The sequence below is a fragment of the Faecalibacterium sp. HTF-F genome, assembly GCF_023347535.1.
In the GTDB taxonomy this organism is placed as follows: Bacteria; Bacillota; Clostridia; order Oscillospirales; family Ruminococcaceae; genus Faecalibacterium; species Faecalibacterium wellingii.
On record NZ_CP094473.1, the window covers coordinates 2,611,865 to 2,632,334 of the forward strand.

The following is a 20,470-nucleotide window of genomic DNA, read 5'->3' on the forward strand; positions in this document are numbered from 1 at the left end:
GTCAGGACGCCTTTTTGACCCGGCGCAGCATTTCCAGCGGCAGCTGGGCCAGCACCACGGCAGCAAAGATCAGCACGCAGCCAAAGACCTCCCGGGCAGAAAGGTTCTGGTGCAGCAGCATCCAGCCGCCCAGCGCACTGAACACGCTTTCCAGACACATGATCAGGCTGGCAATGGCGGGGTTCAGGTCCCGCTGGCCCAAGATCTGCAGGGTGTAGGCCACGCCGCTGGACATGATACCGCAGTAGAGGATCGGCAGCGCATTCTCCGCGAACTGCGCCGCGGAAGGTGCCTCGAACAGCAGAGCCGCAGCAGTGCTTTCCACCGACACCACCAGAAATTCGGCAAGGCTCAGCCGCACGCCGTCCACCTGCGGGGAAAAGTGGTCCACCGCAATGATCTGGAAGCTGAACAGCACTGCGCAGCTCAGCAGGAGCCAGTCGCTGGATTCGATGCTGCCAAAGCCGTTTTTCATGCACAGCAGATACAGGCCCAGCACGGCTACCACCATGCTGACCCACAGCTGCGCACTGCCCTTCCGGCCCAGAAACAGGCCGAACACCGGCACCAGCACCACATACATGGCGGTCAGGAAGCCGGCCTTTGCGGTGGACGGATTGATGGTAATGCCAATCTGCTGTGCAGCGGATGCAGCAAACAGAAGGGTGCCGCACACAAAGCCTGCCGCCAGCAGCTTTTTCTTTTCGGCAGCGGTCTTTGGCTTTGCATCCGTGCCGTTTTTGCGGCGGATGGCGTCAAATACCAGCACCGTGGGGATCAGCACCAGCACAGCCAGCCAGCTGCGCCCTGCCAGAAAACTGTAGGCACCCATCCCGGAGCCTGCGCTCTGGGCTACAAAGGCCGTGCCCCAGATAAAGGAGCACAGCAGCAGGAGCAGAGAGTTTTTAGTCTGTGTATTCATCAGCCGACGCCCTCCACCTTCATCAGGCCGTACAGGTAGTAGCGGCTGGAATCATAGGAGATGGTCACACGGTACTGTGCCGCCGGGTCCAGCCCGGAAACAGTGCAGCGGTAGTTGGTGCCGTCGGTATGGATATAGTAGGTGCTGTCCGGCACATACTCCGCGCCGCCATCCACCTTTTTCCACAGTGCCACCTTGAATTTCTGGGTGCCCTCGGCGGTGCCGCAGGCCATGATGCTCAGGTTGCCGGACGGCGCAGTGAAATAGTCGGTACTGCGGCTCCAGATGCCGTTGAACACGGCGTACAGGCAGCCGTCTGCCGTGGCCGCGGCAAACTTGGCAGAGGAGTCTGCGATCCCCTGAATGATCAGCGGGTCGGCGGTCGCATCTGCCCAGCGGGTGGTGTCCTCCTCCTGCACCTCGTCCGAGGTGCCCGTCACCTTGTGCACGATGCCCTTCAGGACATCCTTGCAGCTGGTCAGCCCCACTGCCAGCAGGACCGCCAGCAGCAGCGCAATGATCCTTTTTTTCATCTTCATACGTTTCCTCACGAAGCAACGCGCTTCTCTTTGCTATTCATCCTTCTGCCCATTTTTCGGACAGATACAATTATAGTATACCGCATTTCGCCGCACTGCACAAGACAGACGGCTTTGTTTTGTGCGGTTTGCCGCCCGATTTTACCCTTCTTTGCCGGTCAGCGCCCGCAGCGCAGCGCATTCGGCAGTGGCCTGCTCCGGTGCGCCCGCACCGAACAGACTGCCATACCGGTACAGCGCCCAGCCGCTCGCGTTCTGACCGCGCAGGTCCTGCACCTGCCGGGCCAGCGCATCGCCGGTGCTCCAGCCGCTCACGCTGTCCGGGTTCGCGCCGCCGTCACCCACGCCGATACGGTACGCACCCAAGCCAAAATAGAGCGCCACGCCCTCTGCGCGCGGGTACGCCAGCCACGCGGGTACGATGTTCTCAAAGGCAAAGCGGGTGCTGCCGCTCTGCAACGTGTAGCCATAGCCCCAGTAGACCTGCGGACAGAGGTAGTCCACCACCTGCTCTTCGCCGCCTGCGGCCAGCCACGCGGTCACAGCGCTGTACTGGCTGTTGAGATCGTTGTCCGGATTACCCTGCGGACTGATGCCGAACCGCAAAGTCGGGTCTGCGGCTTTTACCGTGTCGTGCACCGCCTTTACCAGTGCAGTCACATTCTGCTGCCGCCACGCGGCAAGGTCCACCGCACCGCTGGCCGCAAACTGCACCGCGTCGATGCTTTCCTCGGTGGTGGGGTAAAAGTAATCGTCAAAGTGGATGCCATCCACCGCATAGTTCTGCAAAAGTTCCGCCACGCCCTGCACCACATAATCCGCAGCGGCAGGCTCTGCCGGGTTCAGGTACAGCCCGTCGCCCACCGCACACACCCACTCCGGATGGGTGTTGGCAAGGTTATTCTCCGCAAGGCTGGGCGGCATGGCGGCAGAGGACCGCAGCCGGTAGGGATTCAGCCATGCTTCCACCGAGAGTCCCCGCCCGTGGGCCTCCTGCAGGAGGATGTCCAGCGGGTCAAAGCCGGGGTCTGCCCCCTGCACCCCGGTGCACAGGTGGCTCCATGGGAACAGACTGCTGCGGTACAACGCGTCCCCGAAGGGCCGCACCTGCGCCAGCACCGTGTTCAGCCCAAGGCCCGCACAATCGTCCAGCATCTGTGCGCACCCGGCGCGGAAGGTGTCTGCCGTGGAGAAATCCAGCAGCGCCCATTCCAGATAGCTGATCCACACAGCCCGCCACTCGCCTGCAGGCAGGGCCGGGTTGTTAACGTTTTGTTGTTGTTTTCCTGTTTTATCCTGTTCGGAAAGCTCTTTGCGGCGCAGACACAGCCCCGCGCCCACGCAGGCGGCGGCACCGGCCCCCAGCAAAAAGCTGCGCCGACCAAAGCGGCGCGGCTCCACTTCCGTTTTTTTCGACCTGCGCCGCTGGGTCACAGGGTCTCCTCCTGAGTCTTATACAGGGTCAGCGCCGCCCAGCCCCGGGCACAGGCCAGCAGCACGAACATGATGTTCGTCCAGAAGGCAAGGCCGCTCATGCCCGCATAGCGGGTCAGCAGCCAGAACAAAAGCCGCAGCGCCTCCGAAATGCATACCAGCTGCAGCGGGCGCTGGATGGGCTTTCCGTGGCTGTACTCAATGGCAAGGAGGCCGGGCCACACCAGCGCCGAGCACAGGTCGCCCGCCCAGCCGCCTGCCGCCAGCTTGCTGAGCATCAGCAGCACGAACACCAGCGTGTAATTGCGCTTATCCTTGGCCGGTGCCCCTTTCTGCGCCGCCAGGAACAGTACTGCGATACCGGTGATGCAGAACACGATCAGTTCCAGCCCCGAAAAATCCATGCCGCTCAGCACGGCAAAGCCGCCCAGCATGGACACTGCCGCTGCCGCCAGCAGGAAAAAGTACCAGGTCTTGCGTGTGAATTTGAGCTTCATTGCGTTCCTCCCGCCCGCAGCAGAGTGCAGGCTCCTGACAAAATTTTCAAAGAATTAAAAATATTATAGCACAAATGGATGCGAGTTGTGTTACAATAAGAAAAACTCTTTGGGAGGATCTTCATGAACACTGCTGTTTCCATCGTCCTGCTTGCCGCCGTGCTGGGCGTGATCGTTTTTCTGCTCTCCCGGCGCGAGAACGGCCGCCGCAGCCAGTATGGGCCCTCCGGTCTGTCGGAGTTCCGCACCGACCTGCCCCTTGACGAATGCTTTGACCGTCTGGACGAGCACCCGGACACGGACGAGTTTTTGTATGAGTGCCGCCGGGAAAAGGACGGAGGGTTCCTTTTGCACCTGACATTGCACCAGCCCACCCAGCAGCCGCTGGATACCCTGTACTCCCTGCGGCTGGACCCGGGCCGTCAGACTGTTGTGACCCTGATCTTCATTCGCGAGGCCTTTGGCTACAAGGAGCCGCTGTTCCCGCAGGAGATGCTGGACAAATTCATGCAGCAAAAGCTGGCAGCCCACCGCACAAAATAAACTTTTGCGGCAAAACGCTTTTCATTTTGCGCTGAATTTGGTATACTGGTATACGCCGCAGCGCAGAATATGCGGGCTAGTAGCTCAGTTGGTCAGAGCTGGCGGCTCATAACCGCTTGGTCCCGGGTTCAAGTCCTGGCTGGCCCATAGAAAAAAGCACGAGATTTTGCTCTCGTGCTTTTCTTTTTGCATGAATAGGCGCTTTACTTGTACAATTCTTTGCTCATCTGTTTGCGAATCTCTTTGCGCCGCGTGTCATAAACCTGCGTGTAAATTGCAAGGGTCGTACTGGGCTGTGCGTGTCCGGCTTCTGCGGCCACCGTTGCCACACCGATATTGGGATTGGACAGCAGGATGCTCACGAAGGTGTGCCGGAACATATGCGGATGGATTTTCTCGATTAGGGGTACATATCACAGAGCACATGATACGCTGGCCATTTTTGTTTGCCCCCATTGCGGCAGATCCTGCTTTCTGCCGCAAATTGCATCAGATCCCGCCGTTTGCTCAATGAGTATTTCCCGCCGTCCCGTTATACTGGGAGGGAAATGGAATTAAACGATGGAGGAACAGACCATGAAATACGGTGTCATCGATGTGGGTGGCGGCCTGCGGGGCATTTACGGCGCTGGCGTGCTGGACCGCTGCCTGGAGGAGGACCTCCGCTTCGATCTCTGCATCGGCGTTTCGGCGGGCAGCGCCAATATGACGTCCTATCTGGCAGGCCAGCATGGGCGGAACAAGCCCTTTTACGATGAATACTCCTTCCGCAGGGAGTACATGAGCGTGCACAACCTCATCCGCAAGCACTCCTATCTCGATCTGGGCTATGTCTACGGCACCCTCAGCAATGCAGGCGGCGAGAATCCGCTGGATTACGCGGCGCTTGCCCGCAGCCCGGCAGAGCTCTACGTGGTGGCCGCTAATGCACAGAACGGCGAGGCGCAGTATTTCACCAAGGCAGACCTCCACCCGGACGACTACCGCATCCTCATGGCGTCCTGCTGCATCCCGGTCATCGACCAGCCCTGCGTCATCGACGGCGTGCCTTATTTTGATGGCGGCCTGGCCGACCCCGTCCCGCTGGAATGGGCCTTTGCCCACGGCTGCGACCGGGTGGCTCTCATCCTGACCAAGCCCATCGGGCTGGTGAGTAGTAATGCCCGGGACGAGCATCTGGCACACCTGCTGCAGTCGCATTACCCCGCTGCAGCCGAGGGGCTGCGCCGCCGGGCATGGCGGTACAACACGGCTGTCCAGCGGGCGCGGGAGCTGGAGCGACAGGGCCTTGTCTGCATCATCGCCCCGGACAGCACCGAGGGAATGTCCACCCTGACCAAGAACCGCGCCGGCCTTGAAAAAATGTACGCCAAAGGCAAACAGGACGCCGAAGCGCTGGTGTGGTGGATGCAAAACACCAAACAAGATGAATCGGTGGGCACCTAGAGATGAAACCCGTTCACTTCTCTTGACAATATCCGCCCCGGACATAATATCCGCCCCGGACATTATAATATGATATGTACATACAGACAAAGGAACCTGGAGCGGTATCGCTCTGGGCTTTTTTGCATTTTGTTGTTCTGCTGCGGACAGATAGAGGGGGTCCGCAGCAGAGGATAGGAAACATCAGTCGGCCCGCCGCAGCGGAAACGTGTCCGCCGGGCAGGGTAAAAATGGAAAAGGGGCGTTTCAGTAGGAATGTCAAAAAGTGTCGGATGCAGTTCATGACAAACAAAAGGCATCTGCAGCGGTTTCGGTCAACGAAACAGCGCCGCAGATGCCTTTCTCATTTTGTTCTTATCTGCACCACTTGGCAAACTCTTCGTCGGTGCACTTGACATAGTGGCTGCCGCTCACAAGGTGATCGGTGCCCTTATTGTAGTCGATGCCGGAAGATGCGTAGTCGTAGGTCTCAGCCACGCGGCGTTTTTCCACCACCGGGTTCGGCAGCGGGATGGCCGACAGCAGGCTGCGGGTGTAGGGATGGATGGGGTTCTCGAAGATTTCTTCAGTGGTACCCGTCTCCAGCAGGTGACCCAGATGCAGCACGCCGATGCGGTCCGAAATGTACTTGACCATGGAAAGGTCATGCGCGATGAACAGGTAGGCCGTGCCGGTCTCCTGCTGGATATCCTTCATCAGGTTGACCACCTGTGCCTGAATGGACACATCCAGCGCCGAGATGCACTCATCTGCGATGATGAGCTTGGGGTTCATGATGAGGGCACGGGCAATGCCCACGCGCTGGCGCTGGCCGCCGGAGAACTGGTGGGGATAGCGCTCAGCATGTTCAGGCGCAAGGCCCACCTTGGCCAGAATTTTCTCCACCTTTTCGCGGCGCTCTTCGCGGGTCTTGTACATGTGGTGGATGTCCAGACCCTCGCCGATGATATCCTCCACCTTTTTGCGGGGGTTCAGGGACGCCATGGGGTCCTGAAAGATCATCTGCATCTGGGTGCGCAGGGTGTTGTTCTGGCTGTGGTTCAGCCTGCCGCTGATATCCTGCCCCTCAAAGGTGATCTTGCCGGCAGTGGGGTCATACAGGCGGATGACGCTGCGGCCGATGGTGGACTTGCCGGAACCGGACTCGCCCACCAGACCATAGGTCTCGCCGGGATAGATCTCAAAGCTGACATTGTCCACAGCCTTGACGGTATAGCTCTTGCTCACGCGGAAATACTGCTTCAGGCCCTCGACCTTCAGCAGCGGAGCAGCATTCTGTCCTGCCATTTATTCCGCCTCCTTGATCTTTTCTGCCTCGGCACGCATGCGGGCGATGCGCTGAGCAAGCTCAGGCGGCATGTCCACCTTGGGTGCGCGGGGGTCCAGCAGCCATGTAGCTGCATAGTGGGTGTCGCTGATCTTGAACATGGGCGGGTCCACTTCGTCGTCGATGTTCAGGGCATAATGGTTGCGCGGCGCAAAGGCATCGCCCTGCTTCTCATGCAGCAGGTTCGGCGGCGAACCCGGAATGGTGTACAGACGGTCGTCTGCGGTGTCCAGATCGGGCATGGCGGAAAGCAGACCCCATGTGTAGGGGTGGCGCGGCTCGTAGAAGATCTCGTCGATGGTGCCGGTCTCTACGATCTTGCCCGCGTACATCACGTCCACATAATCGGCCACCTTTGCCACAACGCCCAGATCGTGGGTGATGTAAATGACCGAGATGCCGCGCTCACGCTGGATGCTGCGGATCAGCTCCAGAATTTTGGCCTGAATGGTCACATCCAGTGCCGTGGTGGGCTCGTCACAGATCAGCAGATCGGGGTCGCAGGCCAGTGCAATGGCAATGACCACGCGCTGGCGCATACCGCCGGACAGCTGGTGCGGGTAGCTCTTCATGCGCTTTTCGGCATCGGTGATGCCCACCTCTTCCAGCAGCTGCACAGCCTTTTTGTAGGCGGCATCCTTGGGCATCTTGTAGTGCCACAGCATGCCCTCCATGATCTGCTTGCCGATGGGCATGGTGGGGTCAAGGCTGGTCATGGGGTCCTGAAACACCATGGCGATGCGCTTGCCGTTGATGTGGCGGCGGATCCACTTTTTGTCCTTCTGCAGCAGGTCCACCGTCTCGGGGCTGCCGTCGGCGTGATGGTAGCTGAACTGGATGGAGCCGCTGTTCACAATGGCGTTCTGTGCCAGAATGCCCATGGCGGCCTTCATGGTGACGGACTTGCCGGAGCCGGATTCGCCCACCAGCGCCACCGTTTCACCCTTGTACAGGTCGATGTTCACGCCGCGGATGGCGTGCACCGGGCCTGCGGTGGTCTTAAAGGTGATATCAAGGTCTCGCACCGACAAGACCTGTTCTTTTTTCTTTTCAGGCATGGGGTGTTCCTCCTTACATACTCTTCATCTTGGGGTCCAGAGCCTCGCGCAGGCCGTCGGCCACGAGGTTGAAGCTCATCATCAGCAGACTCATGACCACCATCGGCGGGATGATCTGATAAGGATGGGTGGTAAAGCTGTTGTACAGCTCGCTGATCAGAGAACCCAGCGAGCACTGCGGCACCGGGATGCCCAGACCCACAAAGGACAGGAATGCCTCGGTGAAAATTGCGGTGGGGATACTGAACATGACCTGCGTGATGATGGGTCCGATGATGTTGGGCAGCACTTCCTTGAAGATGATAAAGAAGCTGCCTGCGCCCAGCGTGCGGGAAGCCAGCACGAACTCCTGATCCTTCAGCTTGAGCATCTCAGCGCGGGCAATGCGGCTCATGCCCACCCACTCGGTGAGCATCAGGGCAAAGATAATGGTGATCATGCCGGGCTTGAGCACCAGCAGAAGCAGCGTGACGATCACCAGACGGGGGATGCCGTTGGCAACTTCCAGAAAACGCTGCATCATCATATCCACTTTGCCGCCAAAGTAGCCGGAGATCAGGCCGTAGCTCATGCCGATGACCATATCGATGATGGCAGCGGCAACCGCGATGATCAGGGACACGCGGGCACCCTCCCAGGTACGGGTCCAGATATCGCGGCCATAGGTGTCGCTGCCGAACCAGTAGTAGACATCCTCCTTGCCCTTTTCCACATAGGCATTGACCGTCTTGGAACCGGTGGTGGTGCTCATTTTCTCGTCACCGTTGAAGATGCCGAAGTTTTCCAGCACCTGCACGCGGGGCGCAAAGTTTTTCTGGCTCAGCTCCTGACCGGAGTAGGTATACTCGTTCATGCCGGGGCCAAATGCCGCCAGCAGCACGATAAAGACAACGAGGATCAGGCCGAGCACCGCGCTCTTTTTGCGGAAGAAGCGCACCCGCACATCCTTCCAGAAGCTCTGTGCGGCAAAGTTCGAGTCCATTGCGATCTCTGCGTCGTTATGCTTGAGCGCAAAGTCCTTCTCGTTGAAGGTATGCTCGGAATACATGGTATCCACTGCGCTGACGATGGCATCAGCCGTGGCTTCACCGCCCAGGTGAATCGCTTTTTCTGCCATATCAGTCGTCCCCCTTTGCCAAGCGGATGCGCGGGTCGATGATGCCGTACAGCAGGTCAACGACCAGCATGATGCCAATGTACATGGCGCTGTAGATGAAGCTCAGGCTGATGACCACATTGTAGTCGTTGGACTGGATGGCCGTCACCAGCAGGCTGCCCACACCGGGAATGGCGAAGATCTTCTCCACCACCAGCGAGCCGGTCATCAGGTCCACGATCAGCGGGGCCAGCACGGTGATAATGGGGATCAGCGCGTTGCGCAGCGCGTGGCGGAAGATCAGCGCCGGGCCGGAAATGCCCTTGCTCTCGGCCAGCAGCATATAATCGGAGTCCAGAACTTCGATCATTTCACTGCGGGTAAAGCGGGCAATGGAAGCCATGGTGAACATGGACAGCGAGATGCTGGGCAGCACACTGGAGCCGAACACATCCTTGGCGGAGAACAGCATGGGGAACCACTTGAGCTTGAAGCCAAAGGTATAGCTCAGGGCCAGTGCGATCACGTAAGACGGCACCGACACGCCGATGACCGAGATGATGGTGGCCAGAGTGTCGAAGATGGTGTCCCGCTTGAGGGCTGCAATGATGCCGAGCACAAGGCCCACAATGGCACCCAGTGTGACAGCCATGCCGCCCACACGGATGGAAATGGGCAGACGGGACTGGATCAGCTGGGAGATGGGCGTGTTCTTGGAGATATTGTAGCTGACGCCGAAGTCACCGCGCAGCATGTTGGTCACATAGCGGAAGAACTGTACATAGATGGGCTGATCCAGACCGTACTTTGCGTACAGGGATGCGCGCATTTCCGGCGTCAGCTTTTCATCGTTGAAGGGCGAACCGGGCATCAGCTGCATGAGGATGAACAACACCAGCAGGATGGCCAGCAGCGTAAACAACGAAGTGATGATACGCTTGAGCGTGTATTTTTTCACGTTGGGTAGACCCCCTTAAAGTTTCTCTTCTCCGCCCCGCACGGGGCAGAACTGCTCCCGCCTGCCGCAGTCAGCCGTGCGCCGCACGCGGACAGTGCAAAAGCCAAAAAGTCGCACAGCGGCAATCACGCTGCCACTGTGCGGCATTTCAGTTCTCGATCAGGATCAGACGCTCTTCTTTGCGTCCTTGTAGACGCGGTTCAGAGCAACCGGGTGGAAGTCCACGCCGGTCACGGCAGAAGAGATCATCTCGGCGTTGCACTGACCATACAGCGGGAAGATGGCGGCCTGCTCCAGCACGATGGACTCAGCGTCATACATGGCTTCCCAGCGGCCCTCGGGATCGGTGCACAGATCACCGGTGGTGCACTCTGCGATGATGGCATCGTAGTCAGCGTCGCTCCACAGACCGTAGTTGTTGGAGTTGCCGGTGACCCACATGCCCAGATAGGTCATGGGATCGGCGTAGTCGGGGCCCCAGCGGGTCAGGCCGATCTCAAAGTTGCCGTCCTGCATATCCTGCACGCGCTGCTTCTTGGGCTCTACCTTCAGCTCCAGAGTGAAGCCGGGCAGAGTGGTCTGCAGCTGCTCCTGAACGACCTGAGCGACCTTCTGAGGAGCATCGTCGGCATCGACGACCATGGTGAAGGAGAAGGAATCCTTGCCCAGCTCAGCCTTGGCCTGCTCGTAGTACTCTGCAGCCTTGTCGGGATCGTATGCGCAGAACTCTGCAAACTTGGTCTGGTCGGCGCTGAAATCGCTGCCATCCGGGCCGGTGGCGAACTGTGCGGGCACTGCGGTGTAGGCGGGAGAAGAGCCGTCCTTCAGCACGTCATTGGTGATGGAATCACGATCCAGTGCAAAGGTGATGGCACGGCGCAGGTTCAGGTTTGCCAGCTCCGGCACAGCGTCCATGTTGGGGCTGATGTACCACAGGTAGCCGGCGCCCACGCTGGTGAACTCGGGGTCTTCCTTGACCTGCTCGACCTGCTCACCATTCAGCAGGGTGATATCCAGATCGCCGTTCTGATAGCTCATCAGAGCCTGCTGGCTGTCCTTGATGACCTGATAGTTCAGGCCGTCCAGAGCAATGCGGTCAGCATCGTAGTAGTCGGCGTTCTTCACCAGCTCAAAAGCGGTGGCGGCCGGCTCATAGCTGGTCAGCACGAATGCACCGTTGGACAGCACGGTGTCTGCGCTGGTGCCGTAGGTATCGCCGCAGCTCTCAAAGAACTTCTGGTTCATGGGGTAGAAGGTGGGGAAGTACATCAGGCTCAGGAAGTAGCTGACCGGAACGTTCAGCTCCACCTTCAGGGTCTTGTCGTCCACTGCGGTGACGCCCAGATCGGTGACGGGCTTGCTGCCTGCAATGATGTCGGCGGCGTTGACCACCTGACCGATATCGCTCAGCATGTAGGCATACTCGGATGCGTTTGCGGGGTCAACAGCACGCTGCCAGCCAAACACGAAGTCGGCTGCGGTAACGGCATCGCCATTGGACCACTTTGCATCCTTCAGGTGGAAGGTGTAGGTCTTGCCGTCCTCGCTCAGCTCATAGCTCTCTGCCAGAGCCTCCACGGCTGCACCGTTCGCATCCATCTGCATCAGGCCGTCGGTGTAGTTGGCGATGACCTCAAAGGAGGTGCCGTCGGTAGCCAGCTGGGGGTCCAGAGACTGGACTTCGGTCTCCAGCATGACGTTCAGCACACCGCCCTCAGCAGAGGCGGCTGCACCAGAAGCAGCGGTGGAGCCGGAAGCAGCGGTGCTGGAAGAGCCGCCGCAGGCAGTCAGAGCCAGTGCAGCAGCCGATACGCCTGCAGCAGCCAGGAAGCTGCGGCGAGAAATACGACGATCGAATTTCATATTTTTTCCCTCTCTCTTACCTCAATGCTTTATTGAGGTAAAGCATTGAATGGTGAAAAATGCACAAAGGTTTTTTGCTCCTCCTCCGGAGCGCTGCACACCTTTGTGCGATATCCGCATTATACGCTGTTCCGCCTAAAAAAGAAAGGCTTCCGGCTGTTTTTCTGTGCTTTGACCAATGGTCAGTGAAAAATATGTTTTTATTTTTGTGCAGATTTGAAGATGTTGTGTATTTCTAGAAAATACAGTTTCATGAAAACATGAGTTTTTTGTGTTTTTCGGGAAAACAGATGAAGAGATTTCACCTGCGTATTTTCATTTTTCGTGCATAAGTCGTACTTTCAACCTGTTTTTTTGTGCACATACCAGACACAAAAAATCCCTGCTGAAAACGCACCGTTCTCAGCAGGGAAACACCGTTTTTTCGGTTTTTAGGCAAACAGCGCCACCACATAGGTCTCGCCGCCGTACTGGATGAACACGGCGCCCATCCGGCTGCAGCCTGCCGCGCAGCGGCTCAGGCTCCGGGCAGCCTGACCGGCAGCCGGTGCATACAGGTAGCCGGTAAAGGCCCGGCTCTGGTTATCCAGCACAAGACCGATGGTCACGCTGCTGGGGATATTGACCCAGATGTTGGAGGATATGCTGGAATGATCGATAAAATCATTCAGGTTCGTATCCGTCATGTTGCCGGAGTCCGCTGTCAGCTCCACCTTGCGGGCAAGCAGCCCGGACTGGGTGCCCAGCTGTCCGGGTTCTTCCACCAGCCATTCTGCCAGACGGCTGGCCGCAGCTTCCAGCTCTGTGCTGTAGGCAAGACCGGTGTCGATCTCCTTCATCAGGGCCGCAGCCTGTTCCGTATCCTCGTGCACCGTACCGGCCAGCACGCTGCTGCACCCGGCCAGCACAGCCAGCGCCAGTGCCGCCGCCATCAGTGCCGTCAGGATCATCCTTGTGTGTTTCATGCGGTGGTCTCCCCTTTCGAGCTGTTTTTCTCCATGATACCCTTTTTGCAGCCGGATCGCAAGTGCTTTCCGCAGCAAAAAGGGCCGCTGCACCCAATCGTACAGCGGCCCTCTGATCCCAAATCTTTATTTTGCGTATTCCACAGCGCGGCTCTCGCGGATGACGTTGACCTTGATCTGGCCGGGGTAATCCAGCGTATCCTCGATCTTCTTGGCAATGGAGCGTGCCAGCAGGATCACCTGATCGTCACTGATGACGTCAGGCTTTACCATGATGCGCACTTCGCGGCCTGCCTGCACGGCAAAAGCCTGCTCCACGCCCTCAAAGCTGGAAGAGATCTCCTCCAGATTTTCCAGACGCTTGACGTAGCTTTCCACATTCTCGCGGCGGGCACCCGGGCGTGCAGCGCTGATGGCGTCGGCAGCCTGAATGATGAAGGCCAGCGGGGTCTTGGGCTCCACGTCGCCGTGGTGGGCCTCAATGGCATGGATGATCTGGGTATTTTCCTTGTACTTGCGGCAGATATCCACACCGATCTGCACATGGCTGCCCTCGATTTCGTGGTCCAGTGCCTTGCCGATATCATGCAGCAGACCGGCACGGCGTGCCATGGTCACGTTCACACCCATTTCGCCTGCCAGCAGACCGGCCACCCATGCCACCTCCATGCTGTGGGTCAGGGCGTTCTGGCCAAAGCTGGTGCGGTACTTCAGTCGGCCGATCAGCTTGATGAGGTCGGGGTGCAGGCCATGGATGCCCAGCTCCATCACGGCACGCTCGCCCTCGCGCTTCATCTGCAGCTCCAGATCGTGGCGGCACTTTTCCACCGTCTCCTCGATGCGGGCGGGGTGGATGCGGCCATCGCCGATCAGTCGTTCCAGCGTCATGCGGGCGACCTCGCGGCGGGTCTGGTCGAAGGAGGACAGGGTGATGGCCTCCGGGGTATCGTCGATGATCAGGTCCACACCGGTAGCCGTTTCCAGCGCACGGATGTTGCGGCCCTCGCGGCCGATGATGCGGCCCTTCATTTCGTCGCTGGGCAGCGGCACCACGCTGACGGTGGTCTCGCTGCAGTGGTCGGCAGCGCAGCGGCTGACGGCCTGACCGATCAGATTGCGTGCAATATTGTCGCAGTTCTCCTTCAGGTCGGTCTCATAGGCGGCAACGCGCACTGCCTTTTCATGGGTCAGCTCCTCGTCCACCTTGTGCAGCAGCACTTCGCGGGCATCCTCCTGGCTCAGACCGGCCAGCGTTTCCAGCCGCTCCATCTCCTTGGCACGCAGGGCGTCGATCTCCGCCAGACGCTCTTCGGCCTCAGCGGAACGCTTTTTCAGCTCTTCTTCCTTGCGTTCCAGCGCCTCGGTCTTGCGGTCAAGGGCGGTCTCCTTCTGGTCGATGCGGTTCTCCTGACGGCTGATCTCCGCACGGCGCTGCTTGATCTCCTTATCGGCTTCTGCCTTCTGGGCATCCACCTCGGCCTTCAGCTTGAAGGCCTCGTCCTTTGCTTCCAGAACCGCTTCCTTGCGCTTCTGTTCTGCGGTCTTGATCGCTTCGTTCACCAGACGGGTGGCCTCGGCTTCCGCGCTGCCGATCTGGGCTTCAGCGGTCTTTTTACGGTTGTTGTAACCAATAAAATAGCCTGCACCGATGCCCGCAGCAAGCGCGACGATCAAGATCACGATCCAGATGATCGTGGACATCGCATTTCACTCTCCTTTGTTAAAATTCAAAATTCTGAATCATAAGCAGGAGACGCTGTAGGGCAGGTGTAGGCTGCAAACATTTTTTATAAGTGAGCTTTCAATGCAAAAAGTGGCAACAAGACCACACGCACGGCAAATGCCGCACGGACAGGCTGCAAGCTTTTCTATCTACGGTTCTATCTTATATAAAAACAGGCAGGCTCTGCCTGTAAGGGACACGGGTCACGGGAACGACCTGCACACAGCGTCTTTTATTCCATACTACTATTTATATTACGAAACAATCGTGCGATTGTCAAGGGAGAAAGGCCTCCTGCAGCATCATTTTATGCAAAAAAACAGGGCGGCATCCGCTGCGGAGCACCGTCCCTGTTCTATTTTATTCCAGATACATCCTGCGCAGGCGCATCAGGCGCGCCGGGGTCAGGCCGTACTCTGCCTCCAGATAGTTCTCCGCGCTGCCAAACTGGCTGCGGATCGTATCCAGCACAAAGGGGGCTGCTTCCGGGCTGACGCCCGCCATCCTGTAGTAATGATTTCTGCAGGATGGGTCTGCCGCGATCTCATCGGCATGCTCCTGCATCACAGCTTCGATCTCTGCCCTGCGGCAGACATTGGTCTGCGCGTAATCGGCACAAATGGTCTCATCGGACGCGCCCAGTGCCAGCAGGATGAGCATGGCCGCCACGCCGGTGCGGTCCTTTCCTGCCGAGCAGTGGAACAGGATGGGGGTCTCACCCGCTTCCAGTGCGCGGAACAGCTCCTTGAACGCCTTGTTGCCGGTCAGCATCCGGCGGTACATTACCCGCGGCACATTGTACCCTTCCGGAGCCGAAGCCATCAGCCTGTCGATGTCGCCGGGGGCAAAGGCGATCTCGTGCCCGTCTTCTGCGCACAGGCCGCAGATCTGCACAAGTCTTGCGCCGTCCGGCACATAGTCCGGTTCTTTTTTTGCCTCTTCGACGCTGCGCAGGTCAAGGATCAGCCGCAGGCCCAGCGCATCCAGCTTCGCGCGGTCGGCCTCCCCGGTGAGCTTGCAGGTAGGGATGCCGCGCCAGATCTGGCCCCACTTCACATGCTTGCCCTCGTCGGCTTCATAGCCGCCCAGCTCCCGGAAGTTGGTGCCGCCGGCAAAGTCCAGCTGGGTGCCGGGCACCGGGTGGGCCGGTGCAGCCTTTGCCGCAGCGCTGGACAGCACCGGGAAGTTGTAGAACGGCTTTGCGGGCCGTCCGCGGCGGGGCGGCAGGCTGGCCGAACCACCCAGCATCTCCATCAGGTAGCCGCGCAGCAGGTCGATGTAGGCAGAGGAATGATCCCGCCGCTGCACCAGAGAGACGCACAGCGGGGGCAGGTCTTCCAGCAGCACATCCCGCACGCGGTCCAGCTCTCGCCGGGCACCCGGCTCGTAGCGGGTCAGACAGGTGCACAGCTGCTCCTGCACAAGGTAATAGGCCTGATAGAAGCTGGGGCCGATCTCCGCATTCGGCGCAAAGCCCGCCCGGGCGCAGGCCGACCACAGCGGGCTGAACAGATCCTGCCGCAGGCTGGGCAGCAGCACCCGCTGACCCCGCAGCTCTGTCAGCGGGATGCTCTCCTTATCCCAGAACGCGTGCCCCCGGGGCACCAGCAGGCAGGCAGGGTCTGCCCGCAGGGTGGTGCGGGCCAGCACCGGCGCAGCGCAGCCCAGATCGATGACCAGACCTGCGTCCAGCTCCCCCTGCTCCACATCGTCCGCCACCGCATCGTTGTCCATCATGCGGAAGCGCATCTCCACATGGGGGTACTGCTGGCGGAACTTGTCCAGCTGGGTCTCCAGCCCGGGCAGGTAGTCCGGCACCAGCGACACGCTGATGCCGATGCGCACCGGCTGTGCCGACTGGATCTCGGCCCGCAGGGATGCCTGCATCTGCTGGAACTGCTCCACCACCGGCGCGGCATGGCGCTGCAGGCTCATGCCGCGGTCGGTAAGGGTAAGCTTGTGGTGGGCGCTGAGGAACAGCGGCCCGCACAGCTCGGCTTCCAGCGCAGAGATGCTCTGCCGCAGTGCCTGCCGTGACAAAAACAGCCGCTGTGCCGCGCGGCTGTAATTCATTTCATCGCACAATACCAGAAAGTAGTGCAGCTGGCGGATATCCATGGTTTCCTCCCTGAGAAAAGTATCGTATAAAGAATACCGCCTTTTTACGCGATTGTAAAGCCGTTGGCAGCAAAAAACTGCCGCACGGCATTGCACCGTGCGGCAGTCAGAGCGCGGAACGATCAGATCAGGCTCAGAGCTTCCTCATCGCCCACCAGCGTAAAGTCCGGATGCATCTGCAGGATGCTTGCGGGCACCTCCGGAGTGACGGGGCCAAAGAATGCCTTCTTGATGATCTCGGCCTTGCCCTTGCCGTTGGCCACCATGAGCACCTTGCGTGCCTGCATGATGGTCTTGATGCCCATGGTATATGCCTGCTTGGGCACCAGATTCACATTGCCGTCAAAGAAGCGCTTGTTGGCCTCGATGGTCTCGGCGGTCAGGTCCACACAGTGGGTCTCCAGCTCAAAGGCTTCGCCCGGCTCGTTGAAGCCGATGTGGCCGTCGTGGCCGATGCCCAGCAGCTGCAGGTCGATGCCGCCCACAGCGTGGATGATCTGGTTGTACTTTGCGCAGGCATCCTCTGCATCGGGGTTGGTGCCGTCCGGCAGGTTGATCTTTGCAGGGTCGATGTTCACCTTATCGAACAGATTCTTGTGCATGAAGCTCCAGTAGCTTTCCGGGTGCTCCTTGGGCAGGCCGCGGTACTCGTCCAGATTGACGGTGGTCACCTCAGAAAAATCGATGTCGCCCTTGTTGTACCAGTCCACCAGCTGTGCATACGCGCCCACGGGGGTGCCGCCGGTCGCCAGACCCAGCACGCAGTTGGGCTTCATAATGACCTGTGCCGAAATGATATTGGCTGCCTTGCGGGACATATCCGCATAATCCTTTGCACGAATGATCTTCATCACAAACGACCTCACTTATCATCTTTTTTTCCGCTCTGCACGGGCTGCGCAGAGCACTTCTGCGTTTAGTTTATCACATTTCACAGACAAGCGCCAGTCATCCCGGCCATCTTTTCGGCGTGTTTGCACAAAAAGATGCAAAGTTCCACCCTTCGGGCCGGCATTTCCGGTCACGAACGTGCAAAAACGCCGCCGGACGTTTCCACACCGGCGGCGCTGCATGTTGAAAGATCAGTTTCCGCTGCACAGGCCGCAGGCGGCACAGGCGGCGGGGGTGGCGGCACAGCCGCCAAGGGCGGTCTCGCGCAGCTCGGCAGGCAGGCGCTTGCCCACGGCGTACATGGCGTCCAGCATCTGGTCGAAGGGGATCAGCTGGCGGATGCCGCTCAGGGACAGTTCCGCTGCAATGAGGGCGTTGGCCACACCGGCAGCGTTGCGGTTCTGGCAGGGGTACTCCACCAGCCCGCCTACGGGGTCGCACACAAGGCCCAGCATGTTCATCAGCACGGTGGAAGCCGCGTCCAGACACTGCTGCGGGTCGCCGCCCATCAGCTCCACGGCGGCAGAAGCTGCCATTGCGGACGCAATGCCCACCTCGGCCTGACAGCCGCCCACGGCACCGGCCACGGTGGCGTTGCGCATGGCAAGATAGCCCACGGCACCGGCGTTGAACAGGGCATCCACGATGCGCTGGTCGGAGATGCGGTAGCACTCCTGCAGCGCCAGCATCATGCCCGGCACCACGCCTGCAGAGCCTGCGGTGGGTGCAGCCACGATCAGGCCCATGGAAGCGTTCACTTCCAGCACGGCCATGGCGTAGGTCATGGCCTTCTGCAGCACATCGCCGCAGATGTTTTTCTTCTTATTATAATGTGTTTCCAGCTTTTTGGCCTCGCCGCCAATGAGCCCGCCCATGGATTTGATGGGCTTTTTCAGCGGCTGGGTGGCAGAAGCGCGCATGATCTCCCATGCCTTTGCCATGCGGTGATCCACAGCATCCCGGGGTACTTCGCCCAGAATGCATTCCCGCTGGCGCATCACTTCCGAAATGGGCAGTTGGTTTTCCTCGCACAGGTCCAGCAGCTCCTTGGCGGACTTGAAATCCATGTTCATCGCTCGTCCCTCCTTACGGCTGCACGACCATTACATCGTTGATGTTCGGGTTTGCCAGCAGCAGCTGATCCACACCCTCGGGCAGGCGCTCATCCGACTCCACGATGGTGTAAGCCGTATGTCCCTTTCCCTCGCGGAACAGGCGCATGAATGCGATATTCACGCCGCGGTCGCTGAGGATCTTTGAGATATGCGCCACCACGCCGGGCTTGTCCTTCTGCACCACGATGAGGGCATTGTACTCGCCGGTAAAGTCCACCTCCACGCCGTTGATCCGCACGATGCGCACCTTGCCGCCGCCCAGCGATTCACCGCGCACGGTCATGACCTGACCGGCCGCATTCTCCATGCGGATATCCACGGTGTTGGGGTGGATATCGGTCTCCGCCTCATTGGGGGTGAAGCTGTAGCCAAGGCCGCGGTCGGTGGCAATGGCAAAGGAATCCCGGATGCGGGTATCATCGGCCGAAAAGCCCATGATGCCGCCCAGCAGGGCGCGGTCGGTGCCGTGGCCGTGGTAGGTCTTGGCAAAGGAACCGTAGAGGGTAAAGTCCGCCCGCTTCAGCGGCGGGGCGATCATCTTCTGGGCCAGAAAGGCAATGATCTCCGCGCCTGCGGTGTGGGAGCTGGAAGGGCCGATCATGTTCGGGCCCAGAACATCAAAAACACTGATAAATGCCATGGGGTGTCACTCCTGTCAGGTCAAGAACCGCGCGCCGCGCATCAGACGCTTGCGCTGCTCTTGTTGATGAACTTCTGGTAGATGGTCTCCACGATGACGCCGATGGCGTTGTCGCCGGAGACGTTGCAGGCAGTGCCGAAGGAATCCTGCGTGATGTACAGAGCCACCATGATGGCGCAGATGGGGCCATTGGGGTCACCGGCCTCAGCGCCAAAGATCATGTACAGGAAGGGCAGAGCGGTCATGATGGAGCCGCCGGGAGCACCGGGAGAAGCCACCATGGCAACGCCCAGCGTCATGATGAAGGGCACCACGGTAGCAAGGCTGATGGGCAGCTGGTTCATCAGGCAGACGGCAGTTGCGCAGGCAGTAATGGTGATCATGGAGCCTGCCATGTGGATGTTGGCGCACAGAGGCACCACGAAGTTGCGGATCTGCTCGCTCACGCCGTCAGCCGCAGCGCACTGCAGGTTGACCGGGATGGTGGCTGCAGAGGACTGAGTGCCCAGAGCGGTGGTGTAGCCGGGGATCTGGTTGCGGATCATCTTGAAGGGGCTCTTGTGGCTCACAGCGCCTGCAATGCAGAACTGCAGGAAGATGCAGACCAGATGCATGATGATGACCACCAGGAACACCTTCCACAGGATGCCCAGAATGGCGTAGGTCTTGCCGGACTTGGTCATGTCGATGAAGGTACCGCAGACGTACAGGGGCAGCAGCGGGATGATGACGCTGTGCAGCACCTGATCGATGATGCCGGAGAAGTCCTTCATGCTATTATAAAGTGTATCACCGATGGTCTTGCCGCGCAAGGTGGACATGCACAGGCCCAGCACGAAGGCCAGCACCACGGCAGACAGGGTGTCCAGCAGCGGAGGGATGGAGATGGAGATGTAGCTGACCAGAGAGTTGTCAGCCGTGGCGGCGATCTGTTCCAGAGCGCCTTCGCTCATGAAGCTGGGGAACAGGCTTGCGGACACCAGATAGGATGCCGAGCCTGCGATCAGGGTGGAGCCGTAGGCCAGAGCCACCGTGATGAGCAACAGCTTGCCTGCGCCGCTCTTCAGGTCGGCAATGCCCATGGTGACGTAGGCCACGATCATCAGCGGGATGATGAACTTCAGGAACGAGCTGAAGATGCTGGATGCCGTGACGACGACCCGGCAGAACCACACCGGGAAGAACTGGCCGATGATGATGCCCAGCACGATGGCGATGAGCAGCTTCGGCAGCAGTCCGAGCTTGAATTTTTTCTTTTCCATAAGAATAAAATCCTCCTTTTCCTATTCTGACCTTTGTGCGGCACCTGACAGCGCTCTCTCCGCCGCAGCCCGC

19 protein-coding genes and 1 tRNA gene are annotated in these 20,470 nt (G+C 59.4%); 3 read left to right on the forward strand and 17 right to left on the reverse strand.

Annotated features, from left to right (window positions below; all coding sequences use genetic code 11):
* Position 1: 1 nt before the first annotated feature.
* The 4 genes from MTP37_RS12340 to MTP37_RS12355 all read right to left on the reverse strand — a co-directional run bounded on the left by MTP37_RS12340 (position 2) and on the right by MTP37_RS12355 (position 3,392).
* A complete protein-coding gene (locus MTP37_RS12340) occupies positions 2–922 on the reverse strand; it encodes a DMT family transporter (protein ID WP_249237526.1) in 921 nt (306 codons plus the stop codon).
* Positions 922–1,455 (reverse strand): hypothetical protein, encoded by a 534-nt coding sequence (locus MTP37_RS12345; protein WP_249237527.1) that lies wholly within the window; start codon positions 1,453–1,455, stop codon positions 922–924. The genes MTP37_RS12340 and MTP37_RS12345 overlap by 1 nt, the downstream gene beginning before the upstream one ends.
* Positions 1,456–1,602: 147 nt before the next feature.
* Positions 1,603–2,895 carry a glycoside hydrolase family 10 protein gene (locus MTP37_RS12350; RefSeq protein WP_249237528.1) on the reverse strand — a complete coding sequence of 431 codons (1,293 nt, stop codon included), beginning with the start codon at positions 2,893–2,895 and terminating at the stop codon, positions 1,603–1,605.
* The gene (locus tag MTP37_RS12355; RefSeq protein ID WP_249237529.1) at positions 2,892–3,392 is read right to left on the reverse strand and encodes a conjugal transfer protein TraD; all 501 of its coding nucleotides are present in this window, start codon (positions 3,390–3,392) and stop codon (positions 2,892–2,894) included. Before MTP37_RS12355 ends, MTP37_RS12350 begins: the two co-directional genes overlap by 4 nt.
* A gap of 123 nt (positions 3,393–3,515) precedes the next feature.
* On the opposite strand from MTP37_RS12355, the gene MTP37_RS12360 reads away from it, so the two are divergent.
* Both MTP37_RS12360 and MTP37_RS12365 read left to right on the forward strand, forming a co-directional pair.
* On the forward strand, positions 3,516–3,935 hold the full coding sequence (locus MTP37_RS12360) for a hypothetical protein (RefSeq protein ID WP_249237530.1): 420 nt from the start codon (positions 3,516–3,518) through the stop codon (positions 3,933–3,935).
* 73 nt (positions 3,936–4,008) lie between these two features.
* Positions 4,009–4,082: transfer RNA gene (locus tag MTP37_RS12365), tRNA-Ile, on the forward strand.
* A gap of 56 nt (positions 4,083–4,138) precedes the next feature.
* On the opposite strand, the gene MTP37_RS12370 is transcribed toward MTP37_RS12365, so the two are convergent.
* Positions 4,139–4,336, reverse strand: coding sequence for a tyrosine-type recombinase/integrase (locus MTP37_RS12370; RefSeq protein ID WP_330221218.1), 198 nt, complete (start codon positions 4,334–4,336; stop codon positions 4,139–4,141).
* Positions 4,337–4,511: 175 nt separating this feature from the next.
* On the opposite strand from MTP37_RS12370, the gene MTP37_RS12375 reads away from it, so the two are divergent.
* A complete protein-coding gene (locus MTP37_RS12375; protein WP_249237532.1) occupies positions 4,512–5,381 on the forward strand; it encodes a patatin family protein in 870 nt (289 codons plus the stop codon).
* 354 nt (positions 5,382–5,735) lie between these two features.
* Here MTP37_RS12375 and MTP37_RS12380 read toward each other — a convergent pair whose 3' ends face one another.
* The 12 genes from MTP37_RS12380 to MTP37_RS12435 all read right to left on the reverse strand — a co-directional run bounded on the left by MTP37_RS12380 (position 5,736) and on the right by MTP37_RS12435 (position 20,397).
* A complete protein-coding gene (locus MTP37_RS12380; RefSeq protein ID WP_249237533.1) occupies positions 5,736–6,668 on the reverse strand; it encodes an ABC transporter ATP-binding protein in 933 nt (310 codons plus the stop codon).
* Complete coding sequence (locus MTP37_RS12385) at positions 6,669–7,766, reverse strand: ABC transporter ATP-binding protein (protein ID WP_154256391.1); 1,098 nt, start codon at positions 7,764–7,766, stop codon at positions 6,669–6,671.
* A gap of 13 nt (positions 7,767–7,779) precedes the next feature.
* A complete protein-coding gene (locus tag MTP37_RS12390) occupies positions 7,780–8,883 on the reverse strand; it encodes an ABC transporter permease (RefSeq protein WP_097780984.1) in 1,104 nt (367 codons plus the stop codon).
* A 1-nt stretch (position 8,884) separates the two neighbouring features.
* A complete protein-coding gene (locus MTP37_RS12395; protein WP_005936865.1) occupies positions 8,885–9,820 on the reverse strand; it encodes an ABC transporter permease in 936 nt (311 codons plus the stop codon).
* A gap of 165 nt (positions 9,821–9,985) precedes the next feature.
* Positions 9,986–11,683: a peptide ABC transporter substrate-binding protein gene (locus MTP37_RS12400; RefSeq protein WP_249237534.1), complete on the reverse strand. Its 1,698-nt coding sequence runs from the start codon at positions 11,681–11,683 to the stop codon at positions 9,986–9,988.
* Between the two features lie 431 nt (positions 11,684–12,114).
* On the reverse strand, positions 12,115–12,648 hold the full coding sequence (locus MTP37_RS12405) for a hypothetical protein (protein WP_249237535.1): 534 nt from the start codon (positions 12,646–12,648) through the stop codon (positions 12,115–12,117).
* A gap of 126 nt (positions 12,649–12,774) precedes the next feature.
* Entirely contained in the window at positions 12,775–14,349 is a 1,575-nt protein-coding gene (rny, locus tag MTP37_RS12410) for a ribonuclease Y (RefSeq protein WP_249237536.1), read from the reverse strand.
* A 382-nt stretch (positions 14,350–14,731) separates the two neighbouring features.
* Positions 14,732–16,489 carry a tyrosine-protein phosphatase gene (locus MTP37_RS12415; protein WP_249237537.1) on the reverse strand — a complete coding sequence of 586 codons (1,758 nt, stop codon included), beginning with the start codon at positions 16,487–16,489 and terminating at the stop codon, positions 14,732–14,734.
* A 122-nt stretch (positions 16,490–16,611) separates the two neighbouring features.
* A complete protein-coding gene (gene nagB / locus MTP37_RS12420; protein WP_249237538.1) occupies positions 16,612–17,340 on the reverse strand; it encodes a glucosamine-6-phosphate deaminase in 729 nt (242 codons plus the stop codon).
* 231 nt (positions 17,341–17,571) lie between these two features.
* A complete protein-coding gene (gene sdaAA, locus MTP37_RS12425; RefSeq protein WP_437443606.1) occupies positions 17,572–18,453 on the reverse strand; it encodes an L-serine ammonia-lyase, iron-sulfur-dependent, subunit alpha in 882 nt (293 codons plus the stop codon).
* A gap of 13 nt (positions 18,454–18,466) precedes the next feature.
* Positions 18,467–19,135, reverse strand: coding sequence for an L-serine ammonia-lyase, iron-sulfur-dependent subunit beta (gene sdaAB / locus MTP37_RS12430; RefSeq protein WP_249237539.1), 669 nt, complete (start codon positions 19,133–19,135; stop codon positions 18,467–18,469).
* Between the two features lie 41 nt (positions 19,136–19,176).
* Positions 19,177–20,397, reverse strand: a complete 1,221-nt coding sequence (locus tag MTP37_RS12435) for a dicarboxylate/amino acid:cation symporter (protein WP_249237540.1) — start codon at positions 20,395–20,397, stop codon at positions 19,177–19,179.
* Positions 20,398–20,470 lie beyond the last annotated feature (73 nt).